The 25,076-nt window shown below is 72.7% G+C and carries 25 protein-coding genes; 3 read left to right on the top strand and 22 right to left on the bottom strand.

Annotated elements, in window-relative coordinates; all coding sequences use genetic code 11:
• The 15 genes from rpoZ to efp form a co-directional block, all read right to left on the bottom strand.
• Positions 1 to 325, bottom strand: a 325-nt coding sequence (rpoZ, locus tag JCO01S_RS12750) for a DNA-directed RNA polymerase subunit omega (protein WP_084342902.1), incomplete at its 3' end; no start/stop codon positions are given.
• A gap of 25 nt (positions 326 to 350) precedes the next feature.
• Complete coding sequence (gene gmk, locus JCO01S_RS12745) at positions 351 to 908, bottom strand: guanylate kinase (protein WP_068256341.1); 558 nt, start codon at positions 906 to 908, stop codon at positions 351 to 353.
• Positions 905 to 1,222 carry an integration host factor, actinobacterial type gene (mihF, locus tag JCO01S_RS12740; RefSeq protein WP_068256338.1) on the bottom strand — a complete coding sequence of 106 codons (318 nt, stop codon included), beginning with the start codon at positions 1,220 to 1,222 and terminating at the stop codon, positions 905 to 907. The genes gmk and mihF overlap by 4 nt, the downstream gene beginning before the upstream one ends.
• Before the next feature lie 42 nt (positions 1,223 to 1,264).
• Entirely contained in the window at positions 1,265 to 2,128 is an 864-nt protein-coding gene (gene pyrF / locus JCO01S_RS12735) for an orotidine-5'-phosphate decarboxylase (protein ID WP_157074615.1), read from the bottom strand.
• Positions 2,128 to 3,111 carry a dihydroorotate dehydrogenase gene (locus JCO01S_RS12730; protein WP_157074614.1) on the bottom strand — a complete coding sequence of 328 codons (984 nt, stop codon included), beginning with the start codon at positions 3,109 to 3,111 and terminating at the stop codon, positions 2,128 to 2,130. Before JCO01S_RS12730 ends, pyrF begins: the two co-directional genes overlap by 1 nt.
• A complete protein-coding gene (locus JCO01S_RS12725; RefSeq protein WP_068256332.1) occupies positions 3,108 to 3,995 on the bottom strand; it encodes a dihydroorotate dehydrogenase electron transfer subunit in 888 nt (295 codons plus the stop codon). The genes JCO01S_RS12730 and JCO01S_RS12725 overlap by 4 nt, the downstream gene beginning before the upstream one ends.
• Positions 3,992 to 7,342, bottom strand: coding sequence for a carbamoyl-phosphate synthase large subunit (carB, locus tag JCO01S_RS12720; protein WP_068256329.1), 3,351 nt, complete (start codon positions 7,340 to 7,342; stop codon positions 3,992 to 3,994). Before carB ends, JCO01S_RS12725 begins: the two co-directional genes overlap by 4 nt.
• Entirely contained in the window at positions 7,342 to 8,508 is a 1,167-nt protein-coding gene (gene carA, locus JCO01S_RS12715) for a glutamine-hydrolyzing carbamoyl-phosphate synthase small subunit (RefSeq protein WP_068256326.1), read from the bottom strand. The genes carB and carA overlap by 1 nt, the downstream gene beginning before the upstream one ends.
• On the bottom strand, positions 8,505 to 9,806 hold the full coding sequence (locus JCO01S_RS12710; protein ID WP_068256323.1) for a dihydroorotase: 1,302 nt from the start codon (positions 9,804 to 9,806) through the stop codon (positions 8,505 to 8,507). Before JCO01S_RS12710 ends, carA begins: the two co-directional genes overlap by 4 nt.
• Entirely contained in the window at positions 9,803 to 10,789 is a 987-nt protein-coding gene (locus tag JCO01S_RS12705; RefSeq protein WP_068256319.1) for an aspartate carbamoyltransferase catalytic subunit, read from the bottom strand. The genes JCO01S_RS12710 and JCO01S_RS12705 overlap by 4 nt, the downstream gene beginning before the upstream one ends.
• Positions 10,789 to 11,373, bottom strand: a complete 585-nt coding sequence (pyrR, locus tag JCO01S_RS12700; protein ID WP_068256316.1) for a bifunctional pyr operon transcriptional regulator/uracil phosphoribosyltransferase PyrR — start codon at positions 11,371 to 11,373, stop codon at positions 10,789 to 10,791. The genes JCO01S_RS12705 and pyrR overlap by 1 nt, the downstream gene beginning before the upstream one ends.
• Positions 11,374 to 11,511: 138 nt before the next feature.
• Entirely contained in the window at positions 11,512 to 12,678 is a 1,167-nt protein-coding gene (locus JCO01S_RS16040; RefSeq protein WP_084342901.1) for a bifunctional GNAT family N-acetyltransferase/NUDIX hydrolase, read from the bottom strand.
• Positions 12,679 to 12,681: 3 nt separating this feature from the next.
• On the bottom strand, positions 12,682 to 13,893 hold the full coding sequence (locus tag JCO01S_RS12690; protein ID WP_068256314.1) for an AI-2E family transporter: 1,212 nt from the start codon (positions 13,891 to 13,893) through the stop codon (positions 12,682 to 12,684).
• Between the two features lie 10 nt (positions 13,894 to 13,903).
• The gene (nusB, locus tag JCO01S_RS12685; protein ID WP_068256311.1) at positions 13,904 to 14,317 is read right to left on the bottom strand and encodes a transcription antitermination factor NusB; all 414 of its coding nucleotides are present in this window, start codon (positions 14,315 to 14,317) and stop codon (positions 13,904 to 13,906) included.
• Positions 14,318 to 14,878 (bottom strand): elongation factor P, encoded by a 561-nt coding sequence (gene efp, locus JCO01S_RS12680; protein WP_068256308.1) that lies wholly within the window; start codon positions 14,876 to 14,878, stop codon positions 14,318 to 14,320. It lies immediately after the preceding gene.
• Positions 14,879 to 14,982: 104 nt separating this feature from the next.
• Between efp and JCO01S_RS12675 the strand changes: the two genes are divergently transcribed.
• On the top strand, positions 14,983 to 16,554 hold the full coding sequence (locus tag JCO01S_RS12675; RefSeq protein ID WP_245634439.1) for an FMN-binding glutamate synthase family protein: 1,572 nt from the start codon (positions 14,983 to 14,985) through the stop codon (positions 16,552 to 16,554).
• Between the two features lie 80 nt (positions 16,555 to 16,634).
• On the opposite strand, the gene JCO01S_RS12670 is transcribed toward JCO01S_RS12675, so the two are convergent.
• Positions 16,635 to 17,414 (bottom strand): ABC transporter permease, encoded by a 780-nt coding sequence (locus tag JCO01S_RS12670; RefSeq protein ID WP_068256302.1) that lies wholly within the window; start codon positions 17,412 to 17,414, stop codon positions 16,635 to 16,637.
• Positions 17,411 to 18,307 carry an ABC transporter ATP-binding protein gene (locus JCO01S_RS12665; RefSeq protein ID WP_068256347.1) on the bottom strand — a complete coding sequence of 299 codons (897 nt, stop codon included), beginning with the start codon at positions 18,305 to 18,307 and terminating at the stop codon, positions 17,411 to 17,413. Before JCO01S_RS12665 ends, JCO01S_RS12670 begins: the two co-directional genes overlap by 4 nt.
• Before the next feature lie 101 nt (positions 18,308 to 18,408).
• Here JCO01S_RS12665 and JCO01S_RS12660 point away from each other — a divergent pair, with 101 nt between their 5' ends.
• On the top strand, positions 18,409 to 19,620 hold the full coding sequence (locus JCO01S_RS12660; RefSeq protein ID WP_157074613.1) for a sensor histidine kinase: 1,212 nt from the start codon (positions 18,409 to 18,411) through the stop codon (positions 19,618 to 19,620).
• Entirely contained in the window at positions 19,617 to 20,285 is a 669-nt protein-coding gene (locus JCO01S_RS12655) for a response regulator (RefSeq protein WP_068256344.1), read from the top strand. The genes JCO01S_RS12660 and JCO01S_RS12655 overlap by 4 nt, the downstream gene beginning before the upstream one ends.
• A 34-nt stretch (positions 20,286 to 20,319) precedes the next feature.
• Here the strand turns inward: JCO01S_RS12655 and aroB are convergent, their stop codons facing one another.
• The 5 genes from aroB to mltG all read right to left on the bottom strand — a co-directional run.
• Positions 20,320 to 21,390 carry a 3-dehydroquinate synthase gene (aroB, locus tag JCO01S_RS12650; protein ID WP_068256295.1) on the bottom strand — a complete coding sequence of 357 codons (1,071 nt, stop codon included), beginning with the start codon at positions 21,388 to 21,390 and terminating at the stop codon, positions 20,320 to 20,322.
• Entirely contained in the window at positions 21,387 to 21,902 is a 516-nt protein-coding gene (locus tag JCO01S_RS12645; RefSeq protein WP_084342903.1) for a shikimate kinase, read from the bottom strand. The genes aroB and JCO01S_RS12645 overlap by 4 nt, the downstream gene beginning before the upstream one ends.
• Positions 21,899 to 23,128, bottom strand: a complete 1,230-nt coding sequence (gene aroC / locus JCO01S_RS12640; RefSeq protein WP_068256289.1) for a chorismate synthase — start codon at positions 23,126 to 23,128, stop codon at positions 21,899 to 21,901. Before aroC ends, JCO01S_RS12645 begins: the two co-directional genes overlap by 4 nt.
• A 35-nt stretch (positions 23,129 to 23,163) precedes the next feature.
• Positions 23,164 to 24,000, bottom strand: coding sequence for a shikimate dehydrogenase (locus tag JCO01S_RS12635; RefSeq protein ID WP_068256286.1), 837 nt, complete (start codon positions 23,998 to 24,000; stop codon positions 23,164 to 23,166).
• The coding region (gene mltG / locus JCO01S_RS12630; RefSeq protein WP_157074612.1) for an endolytic transglycosylase MltG at positions 23,997 to 25,076 on the bottom strand (1,080 nt) is incomplete at its 5' end. The genes JCO01S_RS12635 and mltG, both read right to left, overlap by 4 nt.

Raw genomic sequence — 25,076 nt, 5'->3', positions numbered from 1 at the left:
CCCCGCCGGTCTCGTCCGGCAGGATCGGCTCGTTCGCGGCCGGGACCGGCGCGACCCGGGCCGCGGGGTCGATCGCGTTCTTGGTCAGCAGACCCTCGTTGATCTCGCGCAGCGCGATGGACAGCGGCTTGTCGTGTACCTGCGCGTCCACCAGCGGGCCGATGTACTCCAGCAGGCCCTCCTGGAGCTGGGAGTAGTAGGCGTTGATCTGCCGGGCCCGCTTCGCGCCGTAGATGACGAGGGCGTACTTGCTGTCGGCCTTGGTCAGTAGGTCGTCGATGGGCGGGTTGGTGATGCCGGTGGGGTTGGCCTTGGTGCCGGACACGTCGAGGTGGTCCTTCTGTTCGGGGTCAGTGGGATCCCATCCATGATACGAGTTCCTCCGCGGCGCGACGAATGTCGTCGTTGACGATGACCACGTCGAACTCGTCGCGGGCCGCGAGCTCGACCTTGGCGGTCTCCAGGCGCACCGCCCGCTCCTCCTCGGTCTCGGTCCCCCGGCCCTCGAGCCGGTGCTCCAGCTCCTGCCACGACGGGGGCTCGAGGAAGACGAACCTCGCCTCCGGCATCGAGGTCCGCACCTGCCGGGCGCCCTGCAGGTCGATCTCCAGCAGCGGGAGCATGCCCTGCTCGAGGGCCTCCTCCACCGGACGCCGGGGCGTGCCGTAGGAGGCGCGCCCGTGGACGACGGCCCACTCGAGCATCTCCCCCCTTCGCACCATGTCGGCGAACTCCTCGCCGGAGATGAAGTGGTAGTGGACCCCGTCGACCTCTCCCGGCCGCGGGCGGCGGGTCGTCGCGGAGACCGACAGCCACACCTCGGGGTGGTGCTCCCGGATCCAGGCGGCGACGGTCCCCTTGCCGACGGCGGTGGGTCCGGCCAGGACGGTCAGGCGTGGTCGGCTCATGCTCCGTCGAACCTCGCGACGAGGGCGGCGGCCTGGTGCTGTCCCAGGCCACGGATGCGCCGGGAGCGGGCGATGCCGAGGTCGTCCATGACCCGGCCGGCGCGCACCGGGCCGATGCCCGGCAGTGCCTCGATGAGCGAGAGGACCTTCATCTTGGCGATGGCCTCCTCCTGTGCGCGTCCCTCGAGGACCTCCCCCAGCGCGAGCACCCCGGCCTTCAGGTCGGCCCGTACGCGCGCCCGCTCACGACGTGCGGCGCCGGCCTTCGCGAGCGCCTCGGCACGCTGCTCCGGAGTGAGCGGGGGTAGGGGCACGACTTCTCCCGGGGGTCGGCGAAGGGGGTGGTCCTCACCTTCTCACGTGGCCGTGATGGCGGCGACCTCGGCCGCGACCGCGGCGGCCCTCTCCCGCAGCGCCTGCGGCTCCGGGCCCGCCCGGAGCACGTCGCGGCTGCTGCTCGCCAGGACCTGGGGCAGCGCACCGGCGAAGACGTGGCGCACGTCGGCCGCGGTGGCCCCCTGCGCGCCGAGCCCCGGCGCGAGCACCGGGCCGGCCATCGCCGGGAGGTCCAGGCCCAGGTCGTGGACGGCGTCCCCGACCGTGGCGCCGACGACGAGCCCGACACTGCCGAGCCGACCGGCCTCGCGGGCGGGCGCGTTGTCGCCGGCCGCCCCCTCGGCGACCGCCCCTGCGACGGAGCGGCCGTCGGGCAGGCGGGCGTGCTGGACCGAGGCGCCCTCGGGGTTGGAGGTCAGGGCGAGGACGAAGACGCCGCGGCCGGTGACGTGCGCGAGCTCGATCACCGGGCGCAGCGACTCGTACCCGAGGTAGGGGCTCAGGGTGATCGCGTCGACGGCCGCCGGCGCGTCCTGGCCGAGGAAGGCCTCGCCGTAGGCGTCGGCGGTGGTGCCGATGTCGCCGCGCTTGACGTCGAGCACGGTGAGGGTGCCGGCCTCGCGCAGCTCGGTCAACGCCCGCTCGAGGACCGCGATCCCCTTCGCGCCGAAGACCTCGAAGAAGGCCGACTGCGGCTTGACCGCAGCGACCGCCCCGCCGAAGGCCTCGACGCAGGTCATCGTGAAGCGCTCGAGCCCCGCGAGGTCGTAGGTCAGGCCCCACGACTCGAGCAGGCCGCGGTGCGGGTCGATGCCCACGCACAGCGGACCGTGGTCGGCCATCGCGCCCCGCAGCCGTACTCCGAAGGGGGTCACCGCGGACATCATGAGTCGAACCTCTCGTGGGCGATGCCGACGACGTCGCCGAGGCGGTCGAAGCCGCGCTCGGCGACGAGCCGCGTGAGCTCCCGGCCGACCCGCGACGGTGCGGTGGGGTCGTTGAAGGCGGCGGTGCCCACCTGGATCGCGCTGGCCCCGGCCGCGACCAGCTCGAGCGCGTCCCGGCCGTGACGCACGCCCCCGACCCCGACGACGGGGACGCGGGGCAGCCGACCGGCACGCATGGCGCCGACGACCTGCCAGATGGCCCGCACCGCCATGGGCCGCACGGCCGGGCCGGAGAGGCCACCGGTGGCGGCGGCGAGGTGGGGCCGCAGCCGGTCGGTGTCGATGGCGACGCCGAGGGTGGTGTTGATCATCGTCAGGGCATCGGCCCCGGCCTCGAGCACGACCCGCGCGATCTCGACGATGTCGGTCACGTCGGGGCTGAGCTTGGCCAGCAACGGAATCCCGGTGCCCGCCGGCACCACCTCACGCACCCGGGCGATCACGTCGCGGGCCCCCGACGGGTCACAGGCGAAGACGAGGCCGCGGTTGGCGACGTTCGGGCAGGAGATGTTCACCTCGATCGCGGCGACCGCGGGGCGGTGCTCGCTGTCGAGGACCGCCGCGGTGACCTGCGCGAACTCCTCGGCCGTGTTGCCGGCGACGGAGACGACCACGCGGGCGCCGACCGAGTGCAGCCAGGCGAGGTCGCGCTCGACGAAGGCACTCACCCCCGGGCCCTGGAGCCCGATCGAGTTGAGCATGCCCGAGGGGGTCTCGGCCATCCGCGGGGTGCCCCGACCCGAGACGGGGTCGGCCTTGACCGACTTGGTGACGAAGGCACCGAGGTCGGTGATGTCGATGAAGCGGTGTATCTCCCGCCCGTTCGCGGCGCAGCCGCTGGCGGTCATCATCGGGGTGGGGAGCACCGTCCCGGCGAGGTCCACGGACATGTCGGGTCCGGTCCCGGCCGCGGCGGTCATCGGGCGGCTCCCTTCGGAGCACCCACGGCGTCCGCGGGGACCTCGCACCGGCCGTCGGAGAAGGCCTCCCAGCGCACGCGGTCGCCGTCCAGGACCGGGCCGTCGACGCAGCTGCGCACCATCGACGTGGTGCCGCCGGCGTCGCGGACCGGCAGCACGCAGGTCATGCAGAGGCCGACGCCACAGGCCATGGCCTCCTCGACGCCGACCTGGGCCGGGATGCCGTGCTCGGTGGCGATCCGCGTGATCGACGCGAGCATGCCCATGGGGCCGCACCCGTGGACGGCCACGGCCCCGGTGCGCGTGATGAGGTCGGGCAGGACGTCGGAGACCCAGCCGCGTCGGCCGGCCGACCCGTCGTCGGTCGTGACGAGGACCTCGCAGCCGAGGCGCTCGGCCTCCTCGAGACCGAAGAGGCGCTCCCGCGTCGCCGCCCCGAGGACGAGGTGCACCGTGCAGCCCTGCTCACGCAGCCGCTCGGCCAGCCAGAAGAGGGGGGCCGAGCCGTACCCGCCGCCGACGAGCACGCAGGCACCCGGCACCTCCGGCGCGCGGAAGCCGCGGCCGAGCGGGCCGATGACCGACACCGTCTCCCCCGGCTGCAGGCCGGTGAGGACGCGGGTGCCCTCCCCGTGGACGGCCACGACGATCTCGGTGGTCCCGGCGCCAACGTCGACCCGGTGGATCGAGAAGCTGCGGCGCAGCAGCATCGAGCTCGTGCCGTCCCCGACGGACAGGGCCACGAACTGGCCCGGGTCGGCCAGCTCGGGCAGGCCGGGGGTCGCGAGCAGGAGTCGGCGGTAGGCACCGGCGGAGGTGTTGGCGAGCACCTCCGCCTCGACCGCGACGACTCCGGCACCCTCACGGGCGGCGACGGTGCTCACCGCCCGACTCCGTAGAGGTCCAGGTCCCGGGCGTGCTCCTGCAGCGGCTTGACCTGCAGCTCGCCGTCCCGGCGGGACTCGATGGCCTGCACGGCCGCCCCGAGCTCCTGGACGGTGGTGACGATCGGCTTGTCCATCGCGGTCGTGGCCGCGCGGATCGCGTACCCGTCGGCGCGCGCGTCCTGGCCCGACGGGGTGTTGAAGACCAGGTCCACCGACCCGGAGAGGATCCGCTCGACGATGCTCGCCTCCCCCTCGACGCGCTCGGAGCGCTTCGTGACGACCTCCGACTCGATCCCGTTGCGGCGCAGCACATCCGCGGTACCGGTCGTCGCGAGGATCGTGAAGCCCAGGTCGGCGAGGCGCTTGATCGGGAAGATCATCGCCCGCTTGTCCCGGTTGGCCACCGACACGAAGACCGTGCCGGAGGTCGGCAGGCCGCCCCGCACCGCGCCGAGCTGGCTCTTGGCGAAGGCGGCACCAAGGGTGGTGTCGACGCCCATGACCTCGCCGGTCGAACGCATCTCCGGGCCGAGCAGCGAGTCGACGACCTCGCCCTCCTTGGTGCGGAAGCGCTGGAAGGGAAGCACCGCCTCCTTGACGGACATCGGCGCGTGCGCGGGCATCGAGCCCCCGTCGGCACCGCGGGGCAGCATGCCCTCGTCCCTGAGCTCGGCGATGCTCGCCCCGAGCATGACCCGGGCCGCGGCCTTGGCGAGCGGCACCCCGGTCGCCTTGGCGACGAAGGGCACGGTGCGCGAGGCGCGCGGGTTGGCCTCGAGGACGTAGAGGACGTCCTGGGCGAGGGCGAACTGCACGTTCATCAGGCCGCGTACCCCGATCCCCTCGGCGAGGGCCCGGGTCGCCTCGCGCACCCGCTGCAGCTCGTTGTCACCGAGCGTCGCCGGCGGCAGCGTGCAGCTGGAGTCGCCGGAGTGGATGCCGGCCTCCTCGATGTGCTCCATGATCCCGCCGAGGTACATCTCCTGCCCGTCGTAGAGGGCGTCCACGTCGATCTCGACGGCGTCGTCGAGGAAGCGGTCGACGAGGATCGGGTGCTCCGGGCTGGCCACGGCCGCCCGGGTGACGTACTCGGAGAGCGTGGTGTCGTCGTAGACGATCTCCATGCCCCGGCCGCCGAGCACGTAGGAGGGGCGCACGAGGACCGGGTAGCCGATCCCGCGGGCGATCTCGACGGCCTCCTGGGCGCTGAAGGCCGTGCCGTGCTTGGGCGCGTTGAGGTCGGCCTCGGCCAGGACCCGGCCGAAGTGGCCCCGGTCCTCCGCGAGGTCGATCGCCTCCGGCGTGGTGCCGACGATCGGGACCCCGGCGGCCTTGAGCTCGCGGGCCAGCCCGAGCGGTGTCTGGCCGCCGAGCTGGACGATCACCCCGGCGATCGGCCCGGCCTGACCTTCGGCGTGGATCACCTCGAGCACGTCCTCGAGGGTCAGCGGGTCGAAGTACAGCCGGCTGCTCGTGTCGTAGTCGGTCGAGACCGTCTCCGGGTTGCAGTTGACCATCACCGTGTCGTAACCGGCCTCGCGCAGGGTGAAGCTGGCGTGCACGCAGGAGTAGTCGAACTCGATGCCCTGGCCGATCCGGTTCGGGCCGGATCCGAGGATGATCACGGCCGGGCGCTCCCGCGGCGCGACCTCGGTCTCCACGTCGTAGCTGCTGTAGTGGTACGGCGTGAGGGCGGCGAACTCGGCGGCGCAGGTGTCGACGGTCTTGTAGACCGGCCGCACGCCGAGCGCGTGGCGCACCCCGCGCACGACCGCCTCGTCCATCCGCTGCAGCCGTGCGATCTGGGCGTCGGAGAAGCCGTGGCGCTTGGCGACCTGCAGGGTCTGCGGGTCCAGCTCCTCGGCGTCGTGGATGTCCTGGGCGAGGCCGTTGACCAGCTCGATCTGGTCGAGGAACCACGGGTCGATGCCGGTGGCCTCGTGGACCTCCTCGACGCTCATCCCGCCGCGCATCGCCTGCTGCACCCGCAGCAGCCGACCGTCGGTCGGGGTGCGGGCCTCCTCCAGCAGCGCCGCGGCCTGCTCGCGGGTCGGCTCGTCGCCGGCCCAGTGGAAGGAGGAGGCGGTGCGCTCGACCGAACGCAGCGCCTTCTGCAGAGCCTCGGTGAAGTTGCGCCCGATGGCCATGGCCTCGCCGACCGACTTCATCGTCGTCGTGAGGGTGGGGTCCGCGGCCGGGAACTTCTCGAAGGTGAAGCGCGGCACCTTGACGACGACGTAGTCCAGGGCCGGTTCGAAGCTCGCCGGCGTCTCCTTGGTGATGTCGTTGGGGACCTCGTCGAGGGTGTACCCGATGGCCATCTTCGCGGCGATCTTCGCGATGGGGAAGCCGGTCGCCTTGCTCGCGAGCGCTGAGGAGCGCGAGACGCGCGGGTTCATCTCGATGACGATCATGCGGCCGTCCCTCGGGTTGACGGCGAACTGGATGTTGCAGCCGCCGGTCTCGACGCCGACCTCGCGGATGACGTCGATGCCGATGTCACGCATCCGCTGGTACTCGCGGTCGGTGAGGGTCAGGGCCGGCGCGACGGTGATGGAGTCACCGGTGTGCACACCCATCGGGTCGACGTTCTCGATGGAGCAGACGACCACGACGTTGTCGGCCTTGTCCCGCATGACCTCCAGCTCGTACTCCTTCCACCCGAGGATGGACTCCTCGAGGAGCACCTCGGTGGTGGGGCTGGCCCGCAGCCCCGCGCCGGCCATGCGGCGCAGGTCCTCCTCGTCGTAGGCGAAGCCGGATCCGAGGCCGCCCATGGTGAAGGAGGGGCGCACGACGACCGGGTAGCCCAGCTCCTCGGCGGCCGCCACCGTCCGCTCCAGGGCGAGGTCGACCTCCTCGGTGGGTGTGGCCCCGTCCGGGGCGCCGTGGGCGTTGCAGATGATCGAGCGGGCCGACTCGGCGCCGCAGCGCTCGACGACCCCCTTGAAGCGCTCCCGGTCCTCGCCGAGCTGGATCGCCTCGACGCTGGCGCCGATGAGCGGGCAGTCGTACTCCTCGAGGACGCCGGCGTCGTGCAGCGCCACCGCGGTGGTGAGCGCGGTCTGCCCGCCGAGCGTGGCCAGGACGGCGTCGGGGCGCTCGCGCCGGATGATCTTCTCGACCACCTCGGGGGTGATCGGCTCGATGTAGGTGGCGTCGGCGAACTCCGGGTCGGTCATGATCGTCGCCGGGTTGGAGTTGACGAGGACGACCCGGATGCCCTCTTCCCGCAGCACGCGGCAGGCCTGGGTCCCGGAGTAGTCGAACTCGCAGGCCTGGCCGATGACGATCGGGCCGGAGCCGATGACGAGGACGCTCTTGATGTCGTCACGCTTGGGCATCAGGCCTGGTTCTCCTTGGTGTTGGCGGTCTCGAGGACGTCGAGGAAACGGTCGAAGAGGTAGGCGGCGTCGTGCGGGCCGGCCGCGGCCTCGGGGTGGTACTGGACGGAGAAGCCGAGGAGCCTGCCCGCGGCCCCGTGCAGCTCCAGTCCCTCGACGACGTCGTCGTTGAGGCAGACGTGGCTCACGGTGGCCTCGCCGAAGGGGGTGGTCGTCACCTTCTCCAGCGGCGCGTCCACGGCGAAGCCGTGGTTGTGGGCGGTCACCTCGACCTTGCCGGTGGAACGGTCCATGACCGGCTGGTTGATGCCGCGGTGCCCGTACTTCAGCTTGTAGGTGCCGAAGCCGAGGGCCCGACCGAAGAGCTGGTTGCCGAAGCAGATCCCGAAGTAGGGCAGCCCCTCGGAGAGGGCCTCCTGCAGCAGCTCGACCTGCTGGCCGGCCGTGGCCGGGTCGCCGGGGCCGTTGGAGAAGAAGAGCCCGTCCGGGGAGACTGCGCGCACATCGGCCATCGTCGCGGTGGCCGGCAGGACGTGGACCTCGATGCCGCGCTCGGCGAGCCGGACCGGGCTCATCGTCTTGATGCCGAGGTCCAGGGCGGCGACGGTGAAGCGCTTCTCCCCCTTCGCCTCGACCACGTACGACTCGGCGGTGCTCACCTCCTCCGCGAGGGCGGAGCCGGCCATCGTCGGGGCGTCGGTGACCCGCTCCACGAGGAGGGCCCCGTCCGCGAGCGCCTCGCCGGAGAAGATGCCGACGCGCATGGCGCCTCGCTCGCGCAGGTGGCGGGTGAGGGCGCGGGTGTCGATCCCGGCGATGCCGACGACGCCCTGCTCGGTGAGGGCAGACTCGAGCGAACGCCGGGAGCGCCAGTTGCTCGGGCGCAGCGCGGGGTCCCGCACGACGTAGCCGCTGACCTGGATGGCACCGGACTCGTCGTCCTCGTCGTTCCAGCCGGTGTTGCCGACGTGCGGTGAGGTCATCACGACCACCTGGCCCCGGTAGCTGGGGTCGGTGAGCGTCTCCTGGTACCCGGTCATCCCGGTGTTGAAGACCGCCTCGCCGACGGTCGCGCCGACGGCGCCGTAGGCGTGACCCGTGAAGGTGCGTCCGTCCTCGAGGACGAGGACCGCGGGTTCGGTGGCCCACTGCTTGACCTGATTCATGCACTGACCTCTCGATCGGCGGTCGTGGCCCGACCGCGCAGGAACGTGGTGCGGACGGCCCCGGTGAGGGTGCGTCCGGCGAAGGGGGTATTGCTCGACATGGAGCGGGACGTGGCCGCGTCGACGGTGACGCGGGCGGCGGGATCGACGAGCACGAGGTTGGCCGGCTCCCCGACCCCGATCGGCCGACCCTGGTCGGCGAGCCCGGCGATGCGGGCGGGGGTGGTCGACATCCGGTCGGCCAGGTCCGCCCAGGACATCCGGCCGGTGGCCACGAGCGCGTCGTGGACGACGGCGAAGGCGGTCTCCAGGCCGAGGACCCCGAAGGCGGCGTCGACGAAGGCGTGCTCCTTGTCGTGCCGCGCGTGCGGCGCGTGGTCGGTCGCGACCGCGTCGATCGTGCCGTCGAGCAGGGCGTCCCGCAGGGCCTCGACGTCCTCCGCGGTGCGCAGTGGCGGGTTGACCTTGTACACCGGGTCGTAGCCGGTGAGCAGGTCCGTCGTGAGCAGCAGGTGGTGCGGGGTGACCTCGGCGGTGAGGCGGGCACCGCGGCGCTTGGCCCAGCGCACCGCCTCGACCCCCTCGGCGGTGCTCACGTGCGCGACGTGCACCCGGGACCCGGTGTGCAGCGCCAGCTCGGCGTCGCGGGCGATGATGGCCGACTCCGCGACGGCCGGCCACCCGGGCAGCCCGAGCCGGCCGCTGACCTCTCCCTCGTGGCAGCAGGCCTCCGGGCCGGCCAGCCCCGGGTCCTGGGCGTGCTGGGAGATGACCCCGTCGAAGGCCCGCACGTACTCCAGGGCCCGGCGCATCACGCGGGAGTCGTGCACGCAGCGTCCGTCGTCGGAGAAGACCCGCACCCGGGCCCGGGAGCGGTGCATCAGACCCAGCTCGGCCAGCTCGGCGCCTGCCAGGCCCTTGGTGACCGCACCGATCGGGTGCACGTCGACCGCGCCGGTGTGCGCCCCGAGGTCGAGGATGCGCTCGGCGGCCTCGGCGGTGTCGGTCACCGGCTCGGTGTTGGCCATGGCCAGGATCGCGGTGTACCCGCCGGCGGCGGCCGCGAGGGAGCCGGTGCTGATCGTCTCGGCGTCCTCCCGGCCGGGTTCGCGCAGGTGGGTGTGCAGGTCGACCAGCCCGGGCAGCAGGACGAGGCCGTCGGCCGCGACGCGCTCGGCGCCGCCGGCATCGCTGGTCGCGTCGGCGCCGAGGGCCGCGATGGCCCCGTCGCGCACCAGGACGTCGGTGGCCTGCCCGCCCAGTGGCCGGGCTCCGGTGATCAGCAGGTCCGCGCTCATGCTGCACTCCCCTTCGTCGCTCCGTCGTCGGTGACGTCCGAGGCCAGCAGGTGGTACAGGACGCTCATCCGCACCGCGACCCCCGCGCTGACCTGCTCCAGGACGAGGCTGCTCGCGGCGTCCGCTGCCTCGGCCGCGATCTCCAGGCCACGGTTCATCGGGCCGGGGTGGCAGATGACCGCTTCCGGGGAGGCCGCGGTCAGGGCGGCGAGCCGGTCGCGGGTCAGGCCGTAGCCGACCGTGTACTCCCGCGGGGTCGGGAAGAAGCCGCCGGACATCCGCTCCCGCTGCACCCGCAGCATCATGAGCGCGTCGACGCCGGAGTCGATGACCTCGTCCAGGTCGTGACTGATGGCGAAGCCGTCCGCTGCCGCCCACTGCGCGGCGCCGCTCGGCAGCAGTGTCGGCGGGGCGACCACGGTGACCTCGGCACCGAGCCGCGGCAGGCACAGCACGTTGGAGCGGAAGACCCGGCTGTGCGTGACGTCGCCGACGATCGCCACCCGGCGCCCGGTGAGGTCGCCGAATCGGCGCTGCAGGGTGTAGGCGTCCAGCAGCGCCTGGGTCGGGTGCTCGTGCATCCCGTCCCCGGCGTTGACGACACTGGCGGGCACGGACCCTTCGTCGAACCACCGGGCGACCTGGTGGGCCGCCCCCGATGCCGCGTGGCGCATGACGATGGCGTCCACGCCCATCGCGGAGATGGTGCGCACGGTGTCCCGCAGCGACTCCCCCTTCGAGGCGGAGGAGCCCTTGCCGGTGATGTTGATGGTGTCCGCGCTCATCCACTTGCCGGCGATCTCGAAGGAGGAGCGGGTGCGGGTGGAGTCCTCGAAGAAGAGGTTGATCACGGTCCGGCCCCGCAGGGTCGGGATCTTCTTGACCTCGCGGCGTTGCACGTCGTGCATCTCGACGGCCGTGGCGAGCACGGAGTGCAGGGTCCGGTCGTCCAGGTCGGCGATGCTCAGCAGGTGGCGACCCATCACCGGTCACCTCCCGCGATCGTCACCGAGTCGGCGACGCCGTCGTGGTCGAGCAGCCGGACCGTGACCCGCTCGGCGTGCGAGGTCGGCAGGTTCTTGCCGACGTGGTCCGCGCGGATCGGCAGCTCCCGGTGGCCGCGGTCGACGAGGACCGCGAGGCGCACGACCCGGGGGCGGCCGTAGTCGGCCAGGGCGTCGAGGGCGGCACGCACGGTGCGGCCGGAGTAGAGCACGTCGTCGACGAGCACGACGACCCGGCCGTCGACGCCGGCCGCGGGGAAGCTCGTCTGGTGCGGCGTGCGCGTGGGGCGGCCGCGCAGGTCGTCGCGGTACATCGTCACGTCGAGGGAGCCGACGGGCACCGGGTGCCCCTCGATCTCGCCGATGAGCTCGCCGAGTCGCCGCGCGAGCTCCACGCCGCGGCTGGGGATGCCGAGCAGGACGACGTCCTCGGCACCCTTGTTGCGCTCGACGATCTCATGGGCGATGCGGCGCAGCGCCCGGGCGACGTCCCCGGCGGCGAGGACCTCGCGAGCGGATGGTGGGTCGGTCGGGCCGGAGGGCTCGACGAAGTCAGGACGCATGCGCGTTCGGACCTCCTTCCCTGCCTCACGGGACAGGTGGTTAAAGGATGTCGGTCATGGGGCACGATACCGCCCGAGCGCTCCGGGCTCCGCCCCGGCCACCACGTGGACGACGCGGTCGTCGACGCACCTGCTCCCTCACCCCGGTCGCGGCGCGTCACCCGCCCGCGGCCGGGCACCGGGCGCGTCGTCCACCTCGCCGAGGACGACCGGGCGCCGGCCGAGCACCGTGGCGACGTCACCGAGGTCGGCCAGCTCGCGCAGCAGCACGCGCGTGGGCGTGAGCAGTGTCAGCCGGCCGACCTCCTGGTCCCGCAGCACCCGCTCCACCGGGGCCCAGGCGGAGTCCGTGGCCTCGCTGGTGCGATGGCTCGGCTGGTCCGGCCCAGCGGCCGGGACGTGGAGGACGAAGAAGGCGACGTCGAAGCGTTTCGGTGAGGTCGGTGGTGTCACCCAGCAGTCCCAGGGCACCAGTGCCGCCGGGTCGGCGTGCATCCCGGTCTCCTCGGCGAGCTCCCGCACCCCGGTCGCGACGAGCGTGCGGGCCCGCTCCGCTGGGCCCCTCCCCTCGCGCCGGAGGCGCCGCCACCGGTGCACGTGCTCGGCCAGGACGTCCTCGGGCAGGGGCAGGGCCGCCCCCTTCGCCTCGTCCTCGGGGTCGCACCGGCCGCCGGGGAAGACGACCGCGCCGGCCGCGAAGTCCATCGTGGACTGCCGGTGCTGGACGAAGACCTCCAGCCCCTCCGGCCCGTCCCGCAGTGGGATGACGCTGACGGCAGGGCGTGGGGCGACGGAGCCCGTGGCCACGGCGGCGCGCATGACCACCCGCCGACCGCCGCGGTCCAGTCCGGCCTCCCGCTCGCGGCGGCGCAGCTGCCGGACCGGCCCGGGGGCGGCCACCTCCTCGACCTCGAGGAATCCGAGACGGGTGTAGAAGGGCCCGTTCCACGGGATCTCGGCGAAGGTGCACAGGGTGATCGACGCGATGCCGCGGCGGGCGCACTCGTGCAGCACCGCGCGCACCAGCGCCAGCCCGGTCCCGCGGCGGCCGTGGTCGGGATGGACGCTCAGCTGCTCCAGGTGTGCGTGCCCGTCGAGGTCGGTGACGTGGGCGAAGCCGATCGCCGGGTCACCGGCGACGAGCAGGAAGCCCGGCCGGCCGACGCGCTCGGTGCCCGGCGGCGCCGGCGCCCACCCGCTGGTGTCCAGGTGACCGGCGAAGAGCGCCTCGCCGGCGTCCTCGATCGCTGCCAGGTCCGCCAGGCAGGGGTCCTCGGGGCCGACGAGCCGGATGCGGGTGCTCACGGGTCATTCCTCGGCGGCAGCACTCGCCTCGTCGTCCTGCTCCCCGCTCCGGGTCTCGTCCCCGCCGGGGGCCGTTGCGTCCGTCTCGTCCCCCTCCGCGACCGTCGCGACCTCCGCCGGTTCCTCGGACCGTTCGTCCACCAGCTCGCTCAGGTAGCGCAGGACCACGGCCAGCACGGCCGTGACGGGAACCGCGAGGAAGGCTCCGACGATCCCGAAGAGGGTGCCGCCGATGGTCACGGCGAGCAGGATCACACCCGCGTGCAGGTCCATCGTCTTGCCCTGGAGCAGCGGCGAGAGGACGTTGCCCTCCAGCTGCTGCACGAGCACGATGAGCAGCAGGACGAGCAGCGCGGAGGTCAGGCCCTGGGAGACCAGCGCCACGAGGACCGAGAGCGCGCCGATGGCGAAGGCTCCGATGATGGGGATGAACCCACCGAAGAAGGTGAGCACGGCCAGGGGGAAGGCGAGCGGCACCCCGATGAGCACCAGGCCGAGGCCGATGAAGACGGCGTCGATGGCCGAGACGAGTGCCTGGGTGCGGATGAAGCCGCCGAGGACGTCCCAGCTGCGGGTGGCCACGGCGGTGAAGTGGGCACCCGGCCGGGCCCCCGCGACTCGGCGGACGAAGGGGAGGAACTTCGGCCCGTCCTTGAGGAAGAAGAAGACGAGCACGAGGACGAGGACGAGCGTGACCAGCCCGGAGCCCACGGCGGAGGCGCCGGCGAAGACTCCTGAGGCGATCTGGCCACCCTGCTGCTGCAGCCACGTCGTGGCCTTGCCGACCGCCTCGTTGATCGATGCGGTGTCCAGGTTGAAGGGGGGCTGGGCCAGGCGCTCCTGCAGCTGGGCGATCCCCTTCGAGGCCTGGTCGGCCAGGTCGGTGGACTGGCTGACCATCGACGGCGTGATGGCGCCGAGGACGCCGAAGAAGATGATGAGGCCACCGATGATCACCAGCGCCGCCGCGAGCGCCGGGGGCAGGCCGTGCCGCCGCAGCCAGGCCGTCGGGGGCCACAGCAGCGTGGTCACGATCAGCGCCAGCAGGATCGGGAAGACCCCGACCCACAGCTTGCCGAGCAGCCAGAGGAGGACCGCCGCACCGACGAGGACGACGAGGAGGCGCACGGTCCACCGGGAGAGCCAGACGAGTCCCTGCCCGATGACGGCGCCACGGTCGGGCCGCTCGGCGCTCGGGTCGGCGGTCTTGTTCACGGGATTCCCTTCACACGAGGGTGGGCTTGACCTCGACGATCCTGCCCAGGAGCCCGTTGACGAAACGGGGGGACTCGTCGGTGCTCAGCTCGGTCGCGAGGGCGACGGCCTCACTGACGGCGACGCCGTCGGGGATGTCCTCGGCGAAGAGGATCTCCCACGCGCCGAGGCGCAGGATGGCACGGTCCACGTCGGGCATCCGCTCCAGGCTCCACCCCTGGCTGTAGGTGGTGAGTGCCTCGTCGATCTCCGCCCAGTGCTCGACGACCCCCTGCACGGCGGTGACCGTGTAGGGGTTGAGCGCCGCCGGGGTCACCGGCCGCTCGCCCCGTTCCCGGGCGAGCTCGCCGGCGTCGACACCACGCGACTCCGCCTCGAAGAGGAGGTCGACGGCCCGCTTGCGGGCCTTGGTCCGAGCTCCCACTCAGTTCACGCGGCCAAGGTAGGAGCCGTCACGGGTGTCGACCTTGACCCGGGTGCCCTGCTCGAGGAAGAGCGGGACCTGGATCTCGGCGCCGGTCTCGACGGTGGCCGACTTGCTGCCGCCGGTGGAACGGTCGCCCTGCAGACCCGGCTCGGTGTAGGTGATCTCCAGCTCGACCGAGGGCGGCAGCTCGATGTAGAGGACATTGCCCTCGTGCCGGGCGATGGTCGCCTCGTTGTTCTCGAGCAGGAACCGGCTGGCCTCGCCGACGACGTCCGGGGTGACGGGCACCTGGTCGTAGGTCTGGGGGTCCATGAAGACGTAGTCGGTGCCGTCGTTGTAGAGGTACTGCATCGTCTGCCGGTCGACGTTGGAGGTCTCCACCTTCGTCCCGGCGTTGAAGGTCTTGTCGATGGACTTGCCGCTGGTGACGTTCTTCAGCTTGGTGCGCACGAAGGCGGGGCCCTTGCCGGGCTTGACGTGCTGGAACTCCACGACCGACCAGAGCTGACCATCCAGCTTCAGGACCATGCCGTTCTTGAGATCATTCGTCGTTGCCACGTGTGGTGCTCACCTTCGCCTCGGGGTCGTCTTCGGGTGCCTGCCCCGCACTCGGACATGCGGGGGGCCGCCTTGCATCCTAACGTCCGCCCGGAAGGTGCAGGATGGCTGCCATGAAGACCAACGCCGTACTCGCCACACTCGCCGCCGGCACCGCCGGTCTCGCAGCGCGGGACCTCCTGCAGCGTCGGCACGCCCTCAAGCGCAACTTCCCCGTCGTCGCCAATGCGCGATATCTGCTCGAGAAGATCGGTCCCGAGCTGCGCCAGTACATCGTCACCAGCAATGACGAGGAGCGTCCCTTCAGCCGGGACCAGCGCACCTGGGTGTACGCCTCGTCGAAGAACCAGAACAACTACTTCGGCTTCGGCACCGACAACGACGTCGAGCGCGTCGACGGCTACCCCATCTTCAAGCACCGCACCTTCTCCGACGTCGCGGCCTCCTCCACGGTCGGCGACAACGAGCTGATCACGATCCCCTCGGCCAAGGTCCTCGGCGGACCCCGCGGGCGACGGCACGCCTTCCGGCCGAACTCCGTGGTCAACATCTCCGCGATGAGCTTCGGGTCGCTCTCCGGCAACGCGATCACCGCGCTCAACGCCGGGGCGAAGCAGGCCGGCATCATGCACTGCACCGGGGAGGGCTCGCTCTCGGAGTACCACCGTCAGGGTGGGGACATTCTCTTCCAGATCGGCACCGCCTACTTCGGCTGCCGGGACGAGCACGGCCGCTTCGACATGGCCAAGCTCAAGGACGTGGTCGCCTCCGCGCCCGTGCGGGCCATCGAGATCAAGCTCAGCCAGGGCGCCAAGCCGGGGCTGGGCGGCCACCTGCCCGCGGAGAAGATCTCCTCCGAGATCGCTCGGGTCCGCGGGATCCCGGAGGACCAGGACTGCGTCTCCCCCGCCCGCCACCGCGAGTTCCACGACGTGGACTCGATGCTCGACTTCGTCGAGTGGATCGCCGAGGAGACCGGCCTGCCGGTCGGCATCAAGTCCGCGATCGGCGTCGAGGACATGTGGCACGAGCTCGCCGAGGCGATGAAGGACGGCACCCGCGGGGTCGACTTCATCACCATCGACGGCGGCGAAGGGGGCACCGGCGCCGCCCCGCTCGTCTTCAGCGACGCGGTGGCCCTGCCCTTCCGCCTGGCCTTCCCCCGGGTCCTCGGCATCTTCGAGGAGGCCGGCATCGCCGACCGCGTCACGTGGGTCGGCAGCGGCAAGCTCGGCCTGCCCGAGAACGCGCTCGTCGCCTTCGCCATGGGTGTGGACATGGTCCACGTCGCCCGCGAGGCGATGCTCTCGATCGGGTGCATCCAGGCGCAGAAGTGCCACACCGACCGCTGCCCCACGGGGATCGCCACCCAGAACCACTGGCTCGCCCGGGGCCTGGACCCCGAGCTGAAGTCGGTGCGCGTCGCGAACTACGTGCGTACCCTCCGCCGCGACCTGCTGAAGGTCTCCGAGGCGTGCGGTGTCTGGCACCCCGGCCTGCTCACCGTCGATGACGTGGAGGTCCTCAACGGCCACCGTGAGGCCCTCCCCCTGGGGGAGGTGTACGGCTACCGGCCCGGCTGGGGAGTCCTGAACGAGCGGGACGCCGCCGAGATCGTCTCGATCATGTCCGCGACGGCACCGCACGAGGAGGTCCGCACCGCGGCCTCCACCTGACCGCGGCAGCAGACAGAGCTCGGCCCGGCCGTCCCCCTGATGACGACCGGGCCGAGGGTTCGGGGTGGGCTGCTCGGGCCCTACTTGATCTCGCGGCGGAGCACCCGCCAGGTCCCGACGGCGATCGGGATGCCGACCCAGACCAGGACGGAGGTGGCCAGCTTGGCCCAGTCCTGGCCCGCCATGGTGCCGCCGGTGAGCGGGCCGGTGGTCCGATCCAGGTCCAGCCACGGCGCGACGTCGGTCAGCTTCGTCACGAGCGAGGTGGCGATCGACCAGGCGGTGGGCAGGACGAGCGAGGCGACGATGGCGAAGGGGGTGTTGAGGAAGGCCAGCCCGAAGCCCGCGCCCTGCAGGACGTAGATGCCCACGGCCAGCACGAGGCCCCACGCCGAGATGCCCGTCAGGGTCCATTCCCCGCCCGTCACCCCCGTGACCAGCGCGGCGGCCGCGAAGGCCGCGGCCATGACGACGAGCCCGAGGATCAGCGAGGCGATGAGCTTCGCGGTGATCACCAGTCCCCTGCGCGGCTCGAGGGTGAAGGTCACCAGGCCGGTGCGGGTGCTCCACTCCTGGGTGGCGAGCATGATGCCGACGATCGGCAGCAGCATCGCCAGCGGCACGCTCGTCAGGCCGAGGAGGACGCCGAAGGACTGCTCCGACTCCGGGCCCCACAGGGCATAGGCGCCCACCACGACGAGGGAGATCGATGCCATGACGATCATCAGCCACGTGCCGGCCCGGGTGTCCACGGCCTTGCGCAGCTCGATGGCGACGAGCCGGTGGAAGGGCACGCCGCCGACATCGGCCAGCGGGGGCCGGGCCGGGGAGGTCGATTCGGGTGCGGTCGTGGTGCTCATGCGGCGACTCCTTCGCGTGCATCACCGGCGGTGATCTCCAGGAACATCTCCTCCAGGCCGCCCGCGCCGCCGGCGCGCAGCTCCAGGAGGACGACGCCGGCGTCCAGGGCGGCGCGGCCGACCTGCTCCGGCGGGGCGGCGACGACGAGACCGGACCGGTCCCGCGTGACCTCGGTACCGGCCCGCTCCAGGGCGGCCACGAGGCGCTCGTCGTCGATCGAGCGCACCCGCGTCCCCCGGGAGTCCAGCAGCTCGGAGGTGCGTCCGCGGGTGACGATCCGGCCGGAGCCGATCATGACGATCTCGTCGGCGATGACCTGGACCTCGCTCAGCAGGTGGGAGGAGAGCAGGACGGTGCCGCCGGCCTCCGCGAAGTCACGCAGCAGGCCCCGCATCCAGTGGATGCCTTGCGGGTCCAGCCCGTTGGCGGGCTCGTCGAGGATCAGCACCTGGGGGCGCCCCAGGAGCGCGGCGGCCAGGCCGAGGCGCTGGCGCATGCCGAGGGAGTAGTTGCGCACCCGGCGGGAGGCCTCCTTCTCGCTCAGTCCGACGCGGGAGAGCGCGGCGGCCACCTCCTCCTTGCCGAGGCCGAGGTGCATGGCGGCCAGCCGCAGCACCTCACCGCCCTTGCGGCCGGGGTGCTGGGCGGACGCATCGAGCATGACCCCCACGTGCCGACCCGGAGTGGGCAGGTCCCGGTAGTCGCGGCCGAGCACGGTGGCACTTCCCGACGTCGGCGGGGTCAGGCCCGTCATCATCCGCATCGCGGTGGACTTGCCCGCACCGTTCGGGCCGAGGAAGCCGGTGACGCTGCCGGGGTGCACCTCGAAGGAGATGTCGTCCACCGCGGTGAAGCCGCGATAGCGCTTGGTCAGGTGCTCCACTGTGATCATGTCCTCCAGCATGCGCGCCACCCCGCCGGGCGCACATCCGCCCGGGGTCTGAACTTCGTCTACGACTTTGGTCGGACGCGGCCCCACGTACCGTGGGTGTGGTGACCGCCGGAGCCGAGACGCCACTGCCCGAGCGCATCCCCGACCGGATGACGTGGTGGACCTCGACCGGGCGGGTGCTCCTGGCCCTCCTCATCGGCGGGGGCCTCTGGCTCGTGACCATCGCGGTGGCCTTCCCCGACAGCGGGAAGGAGCCGGCGGGTGTACGCCCCCTGCTCATGGTGGTCGTCGACCCGGTCGTCGGGGTCCTCGCCACGGGTCTGCTGCTGCTGCGTCGACGACTCCCGATGACCACGGGCGTCGTCACGACCCTGCTGACCCTGGTCTCCACGTGCGCGGTGGGGGCCCAGACGGTCGTGCTGTGCTCGGTGGCGACCCGGCAGCGCTGGCGCGAGATCGTGCCGCTCACGCTGCTGACGGTCGCCGTCGGCGTCGCCTACACGCGGCTCTTCCCCACCGGGGAGCCCCTCCCCCTCTGGGCCGAGGCCCTGATCGGCCTGCTGCTGACGGCAGTGATCGTCGCGGTCGGCTACTCCATCGGGTCCCGGCGCGCGCTGGTCCGTGCCTGGGTCGATCGGGCGCACACCGCCCTCGCCGAGCAGCGTGCCCGCGTCGCGCAGGCGCGGGCCGCCGAGCGCACCGACATCGCCCGTGAGATGCACGACGTGCTCGCCCACCGGATCTCGCTCGTGAGCATGCACGCCGGCCTGCTGGCCTACCGCGAGGATCTCCCCGAGGAGGAACGTCGCTCCGCCGTGGCCGCCATCAACGACAACGCGCACGCGGCGCTGACCGACCTGCGGGAGGTCCTCGGGGTGCTGCGCGACCCGGACTCCGTCTCGGACAGCGTTGCGCCGCAGGCCGACCTGACGATGCTCGAGGACCTCATCGAGACGACCCGTGCCGCGGGGACGGGGGTCGTCCTCGATGAGGACGTCGCGGATCTCGACACGCTGCCCGGCTCGATCTCCCGGACCGCCTACCGGGTGGTGCAGGAGGGGCTGACGAATGCGCGCAAGCACGCACCGGGCAGCCTGGTCCGCCTCACGCTGCACGGCAGCGCGGGTCAGGGCCTGGAGGTGGCCGTGACCAACCGACGCTCGGTGGCCCAGCCCGACGCACAGGTGCCGGGGGCCGGCCTCGGGCTCCTCGGCCTCACCGAACGGGTCGAGCTGGCCGGTGGCGAGCTGCGGCACGGCTGGGAGGGCGATGACGAGCACCGTCTCGTGGCGCGGCTACCGTGGCGGCCATGAGCGAGATCCGCGTCGTGCTCGTCGACGACGACCCGATGGTGCGCACCGCCCTGACGATGATCCTCGGCAGCGACGAGCGGATCATCGTCGTCGGGCAGGCGGAGGACGGGCGCGAAGGTCTCTCCCTCATCGCCGAGCAACGCCCGGACGTGGTGCTCATGGACATCCGGATGCCACGCCTCGACGGTCTCGCGGCCACGGAGGAGCTGGCCCGCTCGGGGTCGCCGAGCAAGGTCATCGTCCTGACGACCTTCGATGCGGACGACGACGTCATGCGGGCCCTGCGGCACGGCGCCGACGGCTTCCTCCTCAAGGACACCGAGCCCGAGCGGATCGTCGAGGCCGTGCGGCTCGTCGCGGCCGGCTCCTCGATCCTCTCCCCCGGCATCACCGGCCGGGTCCTGGACCAGGTCCGGTCGGCCCGCTCCGCCGGGCAGGCCACCGCCCGCCGCGACGCCCGCGGCCGGCTGGCAGACCTGACCGACCGCGAGCTCGAGGTCGCCCGGGCGGTCGGCGCGGGGCACTCCAATGCCGAGATCGCCTCCCGGCTCTGCATGAGCGTCGCGACCGTCAAGGCCCACGTCGGGCACATCCTGGACAAGCTCGACGCGGACAACCGGGTCCAGGTGGCGATCACCGTGCACGCGGCCGACCTGGACGGGTGAGACCCGGCGACCCCGACCGTGCCGGTCACGCCGATCATCCCAGCGCCGCGAAGGCCTCCTGCAACAACGACTCCTCCGGCCCCTCCAGGCGGCCGGGCTCGGCCAGGCCGTCCAGGACGACGAAGCGCAGCATGGACCCACGGGTCTTCTTGTCCCGGCGCAGCGCCTCGAGCAGCTCCTCGAAGTCCGCACCCGAGTAGCTCGTCGGCAGCCCGAGCAGGCCGAGGACGTACCGGTGCCGCTCGAGCAGGTCGGCCTCGATCCGACCACTGCGGTGGGCCAGCTCTGCCGCGTACACCATCCCGATCGACACGGCCTCCCCGTGCCGCATCCGGTAGCCGCTGTGGTGCTCGATCGCGTGGCCGAGGGTGTGCCCGTAGTTGAGGATCTCGCGCAGGCCGGACTCGTGCAGGTCCGCGGCGACGACCCTCGCCTTGACCGCGATCTTGCGCTCGATGACCTCCCGCAGCGCGGCCGAGGCGGGGTCCTGGACCCCGCCTCCATCGGACTCGATGACGTCGAGGATCCGCGGGTCGGCGATGAAGCCGCCCTTGACCACCTCGGCGAGGCCGGCCGACAGGTCGGCGGGGGGCAGGCTCGTCAGGTGCTCCAGGTCGCACAGCACGCCGGCGGGCGGGTGGAAGGCGCCGACGAGGTTCTTCCCCTCGGCCGTGTTCACGCCGGTCTTGCCGCCGACCGCCGCGTCGACCATCCCGAGGACGGTCGTCGGCACGTGCACGACCGCGACCCCGCGCAGCCATGCAGCGGCGGCCCAGCCGCCGAGGTCGGTGACGCTGCCGCCGCCGACCGTGACGACGGCGTCGCTCCGGGTGAAACCCGCCCGGCCCATGCGGCCCCACAGGTCCGCGGCGACCTCGACGGTCTTGGCGGCCTCGGCGTCGGGGACGGCCGCCACGTGGACCTCCACCCCCGCGCCCCGCAGCGCCTCGAGCACCGGGGCGGCGAGGCCGGCGAGCGGCTCCCCGTGCACGAGGAGGACGCGGGCCACGCCGGTCGGCAGCAGCTCGGCCACGTGGGCGGTCGTCCCCTGCCCGACGAGCACGTCGTAGTCGGTGCCGACGGGGATGCGGGTCACCTCGCTCATCGCGCCTCCCCCATGGCCGCCAGCACGGCCTCGAGCACCTCCGGGACGTCGCGGCCGGAGGTGTCCACCTGCCAGCTCGCGAGCCGTTCGTACGTGGGGCGCCGCTCCCGCATGGTCGCGATCCAGCTCCGGCGCGGGTTCACGCCCAGCAGCGGCCGCGAGACGTTCAGCCCGATGCGCCGCGCCGCATCGGCGATGCCGACGTCGAGCAGGAGCACCCGGTGCCCCTCGAGCGCCTCCCCGACCGCCGGGGTCATCGGTGCCCCGCCCCCGAGGGCCAGGACGATGCCCTCCTGCCGGAGGCCGTCGAGGACGGCCTCGCTCTCCATCTCCCGGAAGGCCGCCTCCCCCCGGTCGAGGAAGATGTCCGCGATCGCGGCCCCGGCCCGCTCCTCGACGAGCGCGTCGGTGTCGACGAGGGTGCGCCCGAGGCGAGCGGCCAGCTCCGCGGCCACGGTGGACTTGCCGACCCCGGGCGGACCGATGACGACGACGAAGGGGGCCCCGCTCACGGGGTCCACGTCCGCATCAGCTCCGGGATCGACTCGAGGTAGCCCCGGTGGTTGCGGGCGGTCTCCGCGACCGAGTCGCCCCCGAACTTCTCGACGCAGGCCTCCGCGAGGACGAGGGCGACCATGGCCTGGGCGACGACCCCGGCCGCCGGGACGGCGCACACGTCGGAGCGCTGGTGGATCGCCGTGGCCGGGTCGGTGGCCGTGACGTCGACGGTGTCCAGCGCCCGGGGCACCGTGCTGATCGGCTTCATCGCGGCCCGTACGCGCAGCGCGTCCCCGGTGCTCATCCCCCCCTCGGTCCCGCCGGCGCGGTCGGTGCGCCGGCGGATCGTGTCCTCGTCGTCGCGCTCCATCTCGTCGTGGGCGGCCGAGCCCCGCCGGCGGGCGGTCGTGAAGCCGTCGCCGACCTCGACCCCCTTGATGGCCTGGATGCCCATGAGGGCACCGGCCAGCCGGGCGTCGAGACGGCGGTCCCAGTGCACGTGCGAGCCCAGCCCCGGCGGCAGGCCGTAGGCGAGCACCTCGACGACCCCGCCCAGGGTGTCACCGTCCTTCTTGGCGGCGTCGATCGCGGCGACCATCTCCTCGGTGGCCTCGGGCGTGCTCGCCCGGACCGGGTTCTGGTCGAGCGTGGCCTCGTCCTCCGGCACCGGCAGCGGGGCCTCGCCGGACCCGCCCGCCCCGCCGATCTCGACGGTGTGGGCCACGAGCCGGATCCCGTAGGCCTGCTCGAGGAAACGCTGGGCCACCTCCCCCAGCGCCACCCGCGCGGCGGTCTCGCGTGCGGAGGCGCGCTCGAGCACCGGCCGCGCCTCGTCGAAGCCGTACTTCTGCATGCCGACGAGGTCCGCGTGCCCGGGACGCGGGCGGGTGAGCGGCCGGTTCCTCGCCAGCTCCTTCTCGGCTCCCACGTCGTCGGCCCCGGCGAGCGCCTCGGTCTCGACCGGGTCGGCGCTCATGACGGTCTCCCACTTGGGCCACTCGGTGTTGCCGATCATCACGGCCACCGGGGAGCCGAGCGTGCGACCGTGCCGGACCCCACCGAGGAAGGTGACCTCGTCCTGCTCGAACTTCATCCGGGCACCGCGGCCGTAACCGAGACGGCGGCGGGCGAGGGCGGCGGCGACGTCCGAGGTGCTCACCTCGACCCCCGCGGGGAGACCCTCCAGGGTCGCGACCAGGGCCTGGCCGTGGGACTCACCGGCAGTCAACCAACGCAACATGGGAGGCATCCTTCCATCCCGGCGGCCCCGGCCCCTCAGGCGTCCGGGGTGTGGCCCAGCGCGGCCCGTCCGGCCGCGTACATCGCGGCCACCGGCGGCGGGTGCCCGGTGAAGAGCCGGAACTGCTCCGCGGCCTGGTGGACGAGCATCTCCAGCCCGGAGACGACCTGTGCCCCCTGCTCGGCGGCGGCCCGGGCGAGCGGGGTGGGCCAGTCGGCGTAGACGACGTCCAGCAGGACGGTCCCGGAGAGCCCCCCGTCGTGCTCGGCCAGCGGCTCGGCCGCGGCGAGGCCGGCGTCACCGCCCGGCAGCGTGCTCACGACGACGTCCGCGGGAGTGGTGGGCCAGGTGGCCAGGTCGACCACGCTCGCGCTCACCCCGGTGACCGACTCGGCGAGGGCCCGGCCGCGGTCGGGCCTGCGGGCCGCGACCACCACCTGCTCCGCCCCGAGCTCCCGCAGGGCGAGCAGCGTCGAGCGGGCCGTGGCGCCGGAGCCGATGACGGTGGCTCTGCCGGGGCGGTCCGCGCCGGCATCCCGCAGCGCGGTCACGATGCCGGCGACGTCGGTGTTGTGGCCGGCCCACCCGGTCGCGGTCCGCACGAGGGTGTTGACCGCGCCCGCCTCGCGGGCGAGATCGCTCAGGCTCCCCGCGAGCTCCACCGCCACCCCCTTGAGCGGCATCGTCAGGCTCAGCCCCCGCCAGGAGTCGTCGAGACCGGCGACGAAGGGGGGCAGGCCCCCTTCGTCCACCTCGTGGCGGGTGTACTCCCACCCGGTGAGCTCGCAGGCGGCGTAACCGGCCGCGTGGAGCGTCGGGGAGAGCGAGTGCGCCACGGGCGAGCCGAGGACAGCGCACCGGTTGGTCGTCACTGGCACTTCCCGGTGTTGCGGCAGAACTCCTGGACGTTCTTCTCGTGCTCGGCCTTGGTCTCGGCGAACTTCGTCTCGCCCGTCTTCGGGTCGACGGTGACGAAGTAGACCCACTTCCCGGGTGTCGGGTGGGCGGCGGCCTCGATGGCCGCGGCGCCCGGGTTGTTGATCGGGCCGGGCGGCAGTCCGGCGTTGGTGTAGGTGTTGTACGGACTGTCGGACTTGCGCTCCTTGTCCGAGGTCGTCACGGTCCCCCGCTTCTGCAGGATGTAGTGGATCGTGCTGTCCATCTGCAGCATGCCGCGCGTGGGGCCCTTCGGGTCCGCCAGCCGGTTCTCGATGACGCGGGCCACCTTGCCGCGGTCCGCCGCGCCGGACTCGCCCTCGACGATGGAGGCGACGGTGAGCGTGCGCTCCCACTCCGAGCGCGGAACCTTCGCCTCCTTCAGGTGCGAGACGGTCTGCTCGATCATCCGGTTCAGCTGGTCGACCGCGGGCGCCTTGTCGTTGAAGTCGTAGGTCGACGGGAAGAGCCAGCCCTCGACGTCGCCCCCGGCCTCCTCGGGCAGCTTCAGCTTCGGTGACTTCTCCGCCTTCTCGTACTCGGAGACGGGGACGTCGGTGGCCCCGGAGAGCTTCTGGTAGACCTCCGAGCGCCACAGGCCCTCGCTGATCGTCACCCCGTCGTCGATGCGCGCCTTGGGCTGGAGCAGCCGGTCGAAGGCGTCCGCCGCGCTCATCTCCCGCTTCATCGCGTAGGTGCCCGGCTGGATGGAGGCCGCCTCCTCCGGCTGGGCGGTCGCCACGGAGGTGAAGGCACTGGCGGTCTTGACCACGCCCTTCTTCTCCAGCCGCTCGCCGATGGCCGAACCGCTCGCCCCCTCGTCGATCCGCACCTCGACCCGACCGTGGCCCGGTCCGGAGTAGTCATCGGAGTCGAAGCTCGGCAGCAGCGAGCGCAGGCTGCCGAAGGCGAAGAGGACGCCGCCGACGACGAGCGTGGCGGCCAGGACGAGGGCCAGGCAGGACATCCCGCCCCGACGGACCCGCCGCCACCTGCGGCGGCCCTCCTCGGG

Origin of the sequence: Janibacter corallicola NBRC 107790, assembly GCF_001570965.1 — a bacterium.
In the GTDB taxonomy this organism is placed as follows: Bacteria; Actinomycetota; Actinomycetes; order Actinomycetales; family Dermatophilaceae; genus Janibacter; species Janibacter corallicola.
Note: the sequence above shows the minus strand (reverse complement) of the source record. Positions and strands in the feature narration are given on the sequence as shown.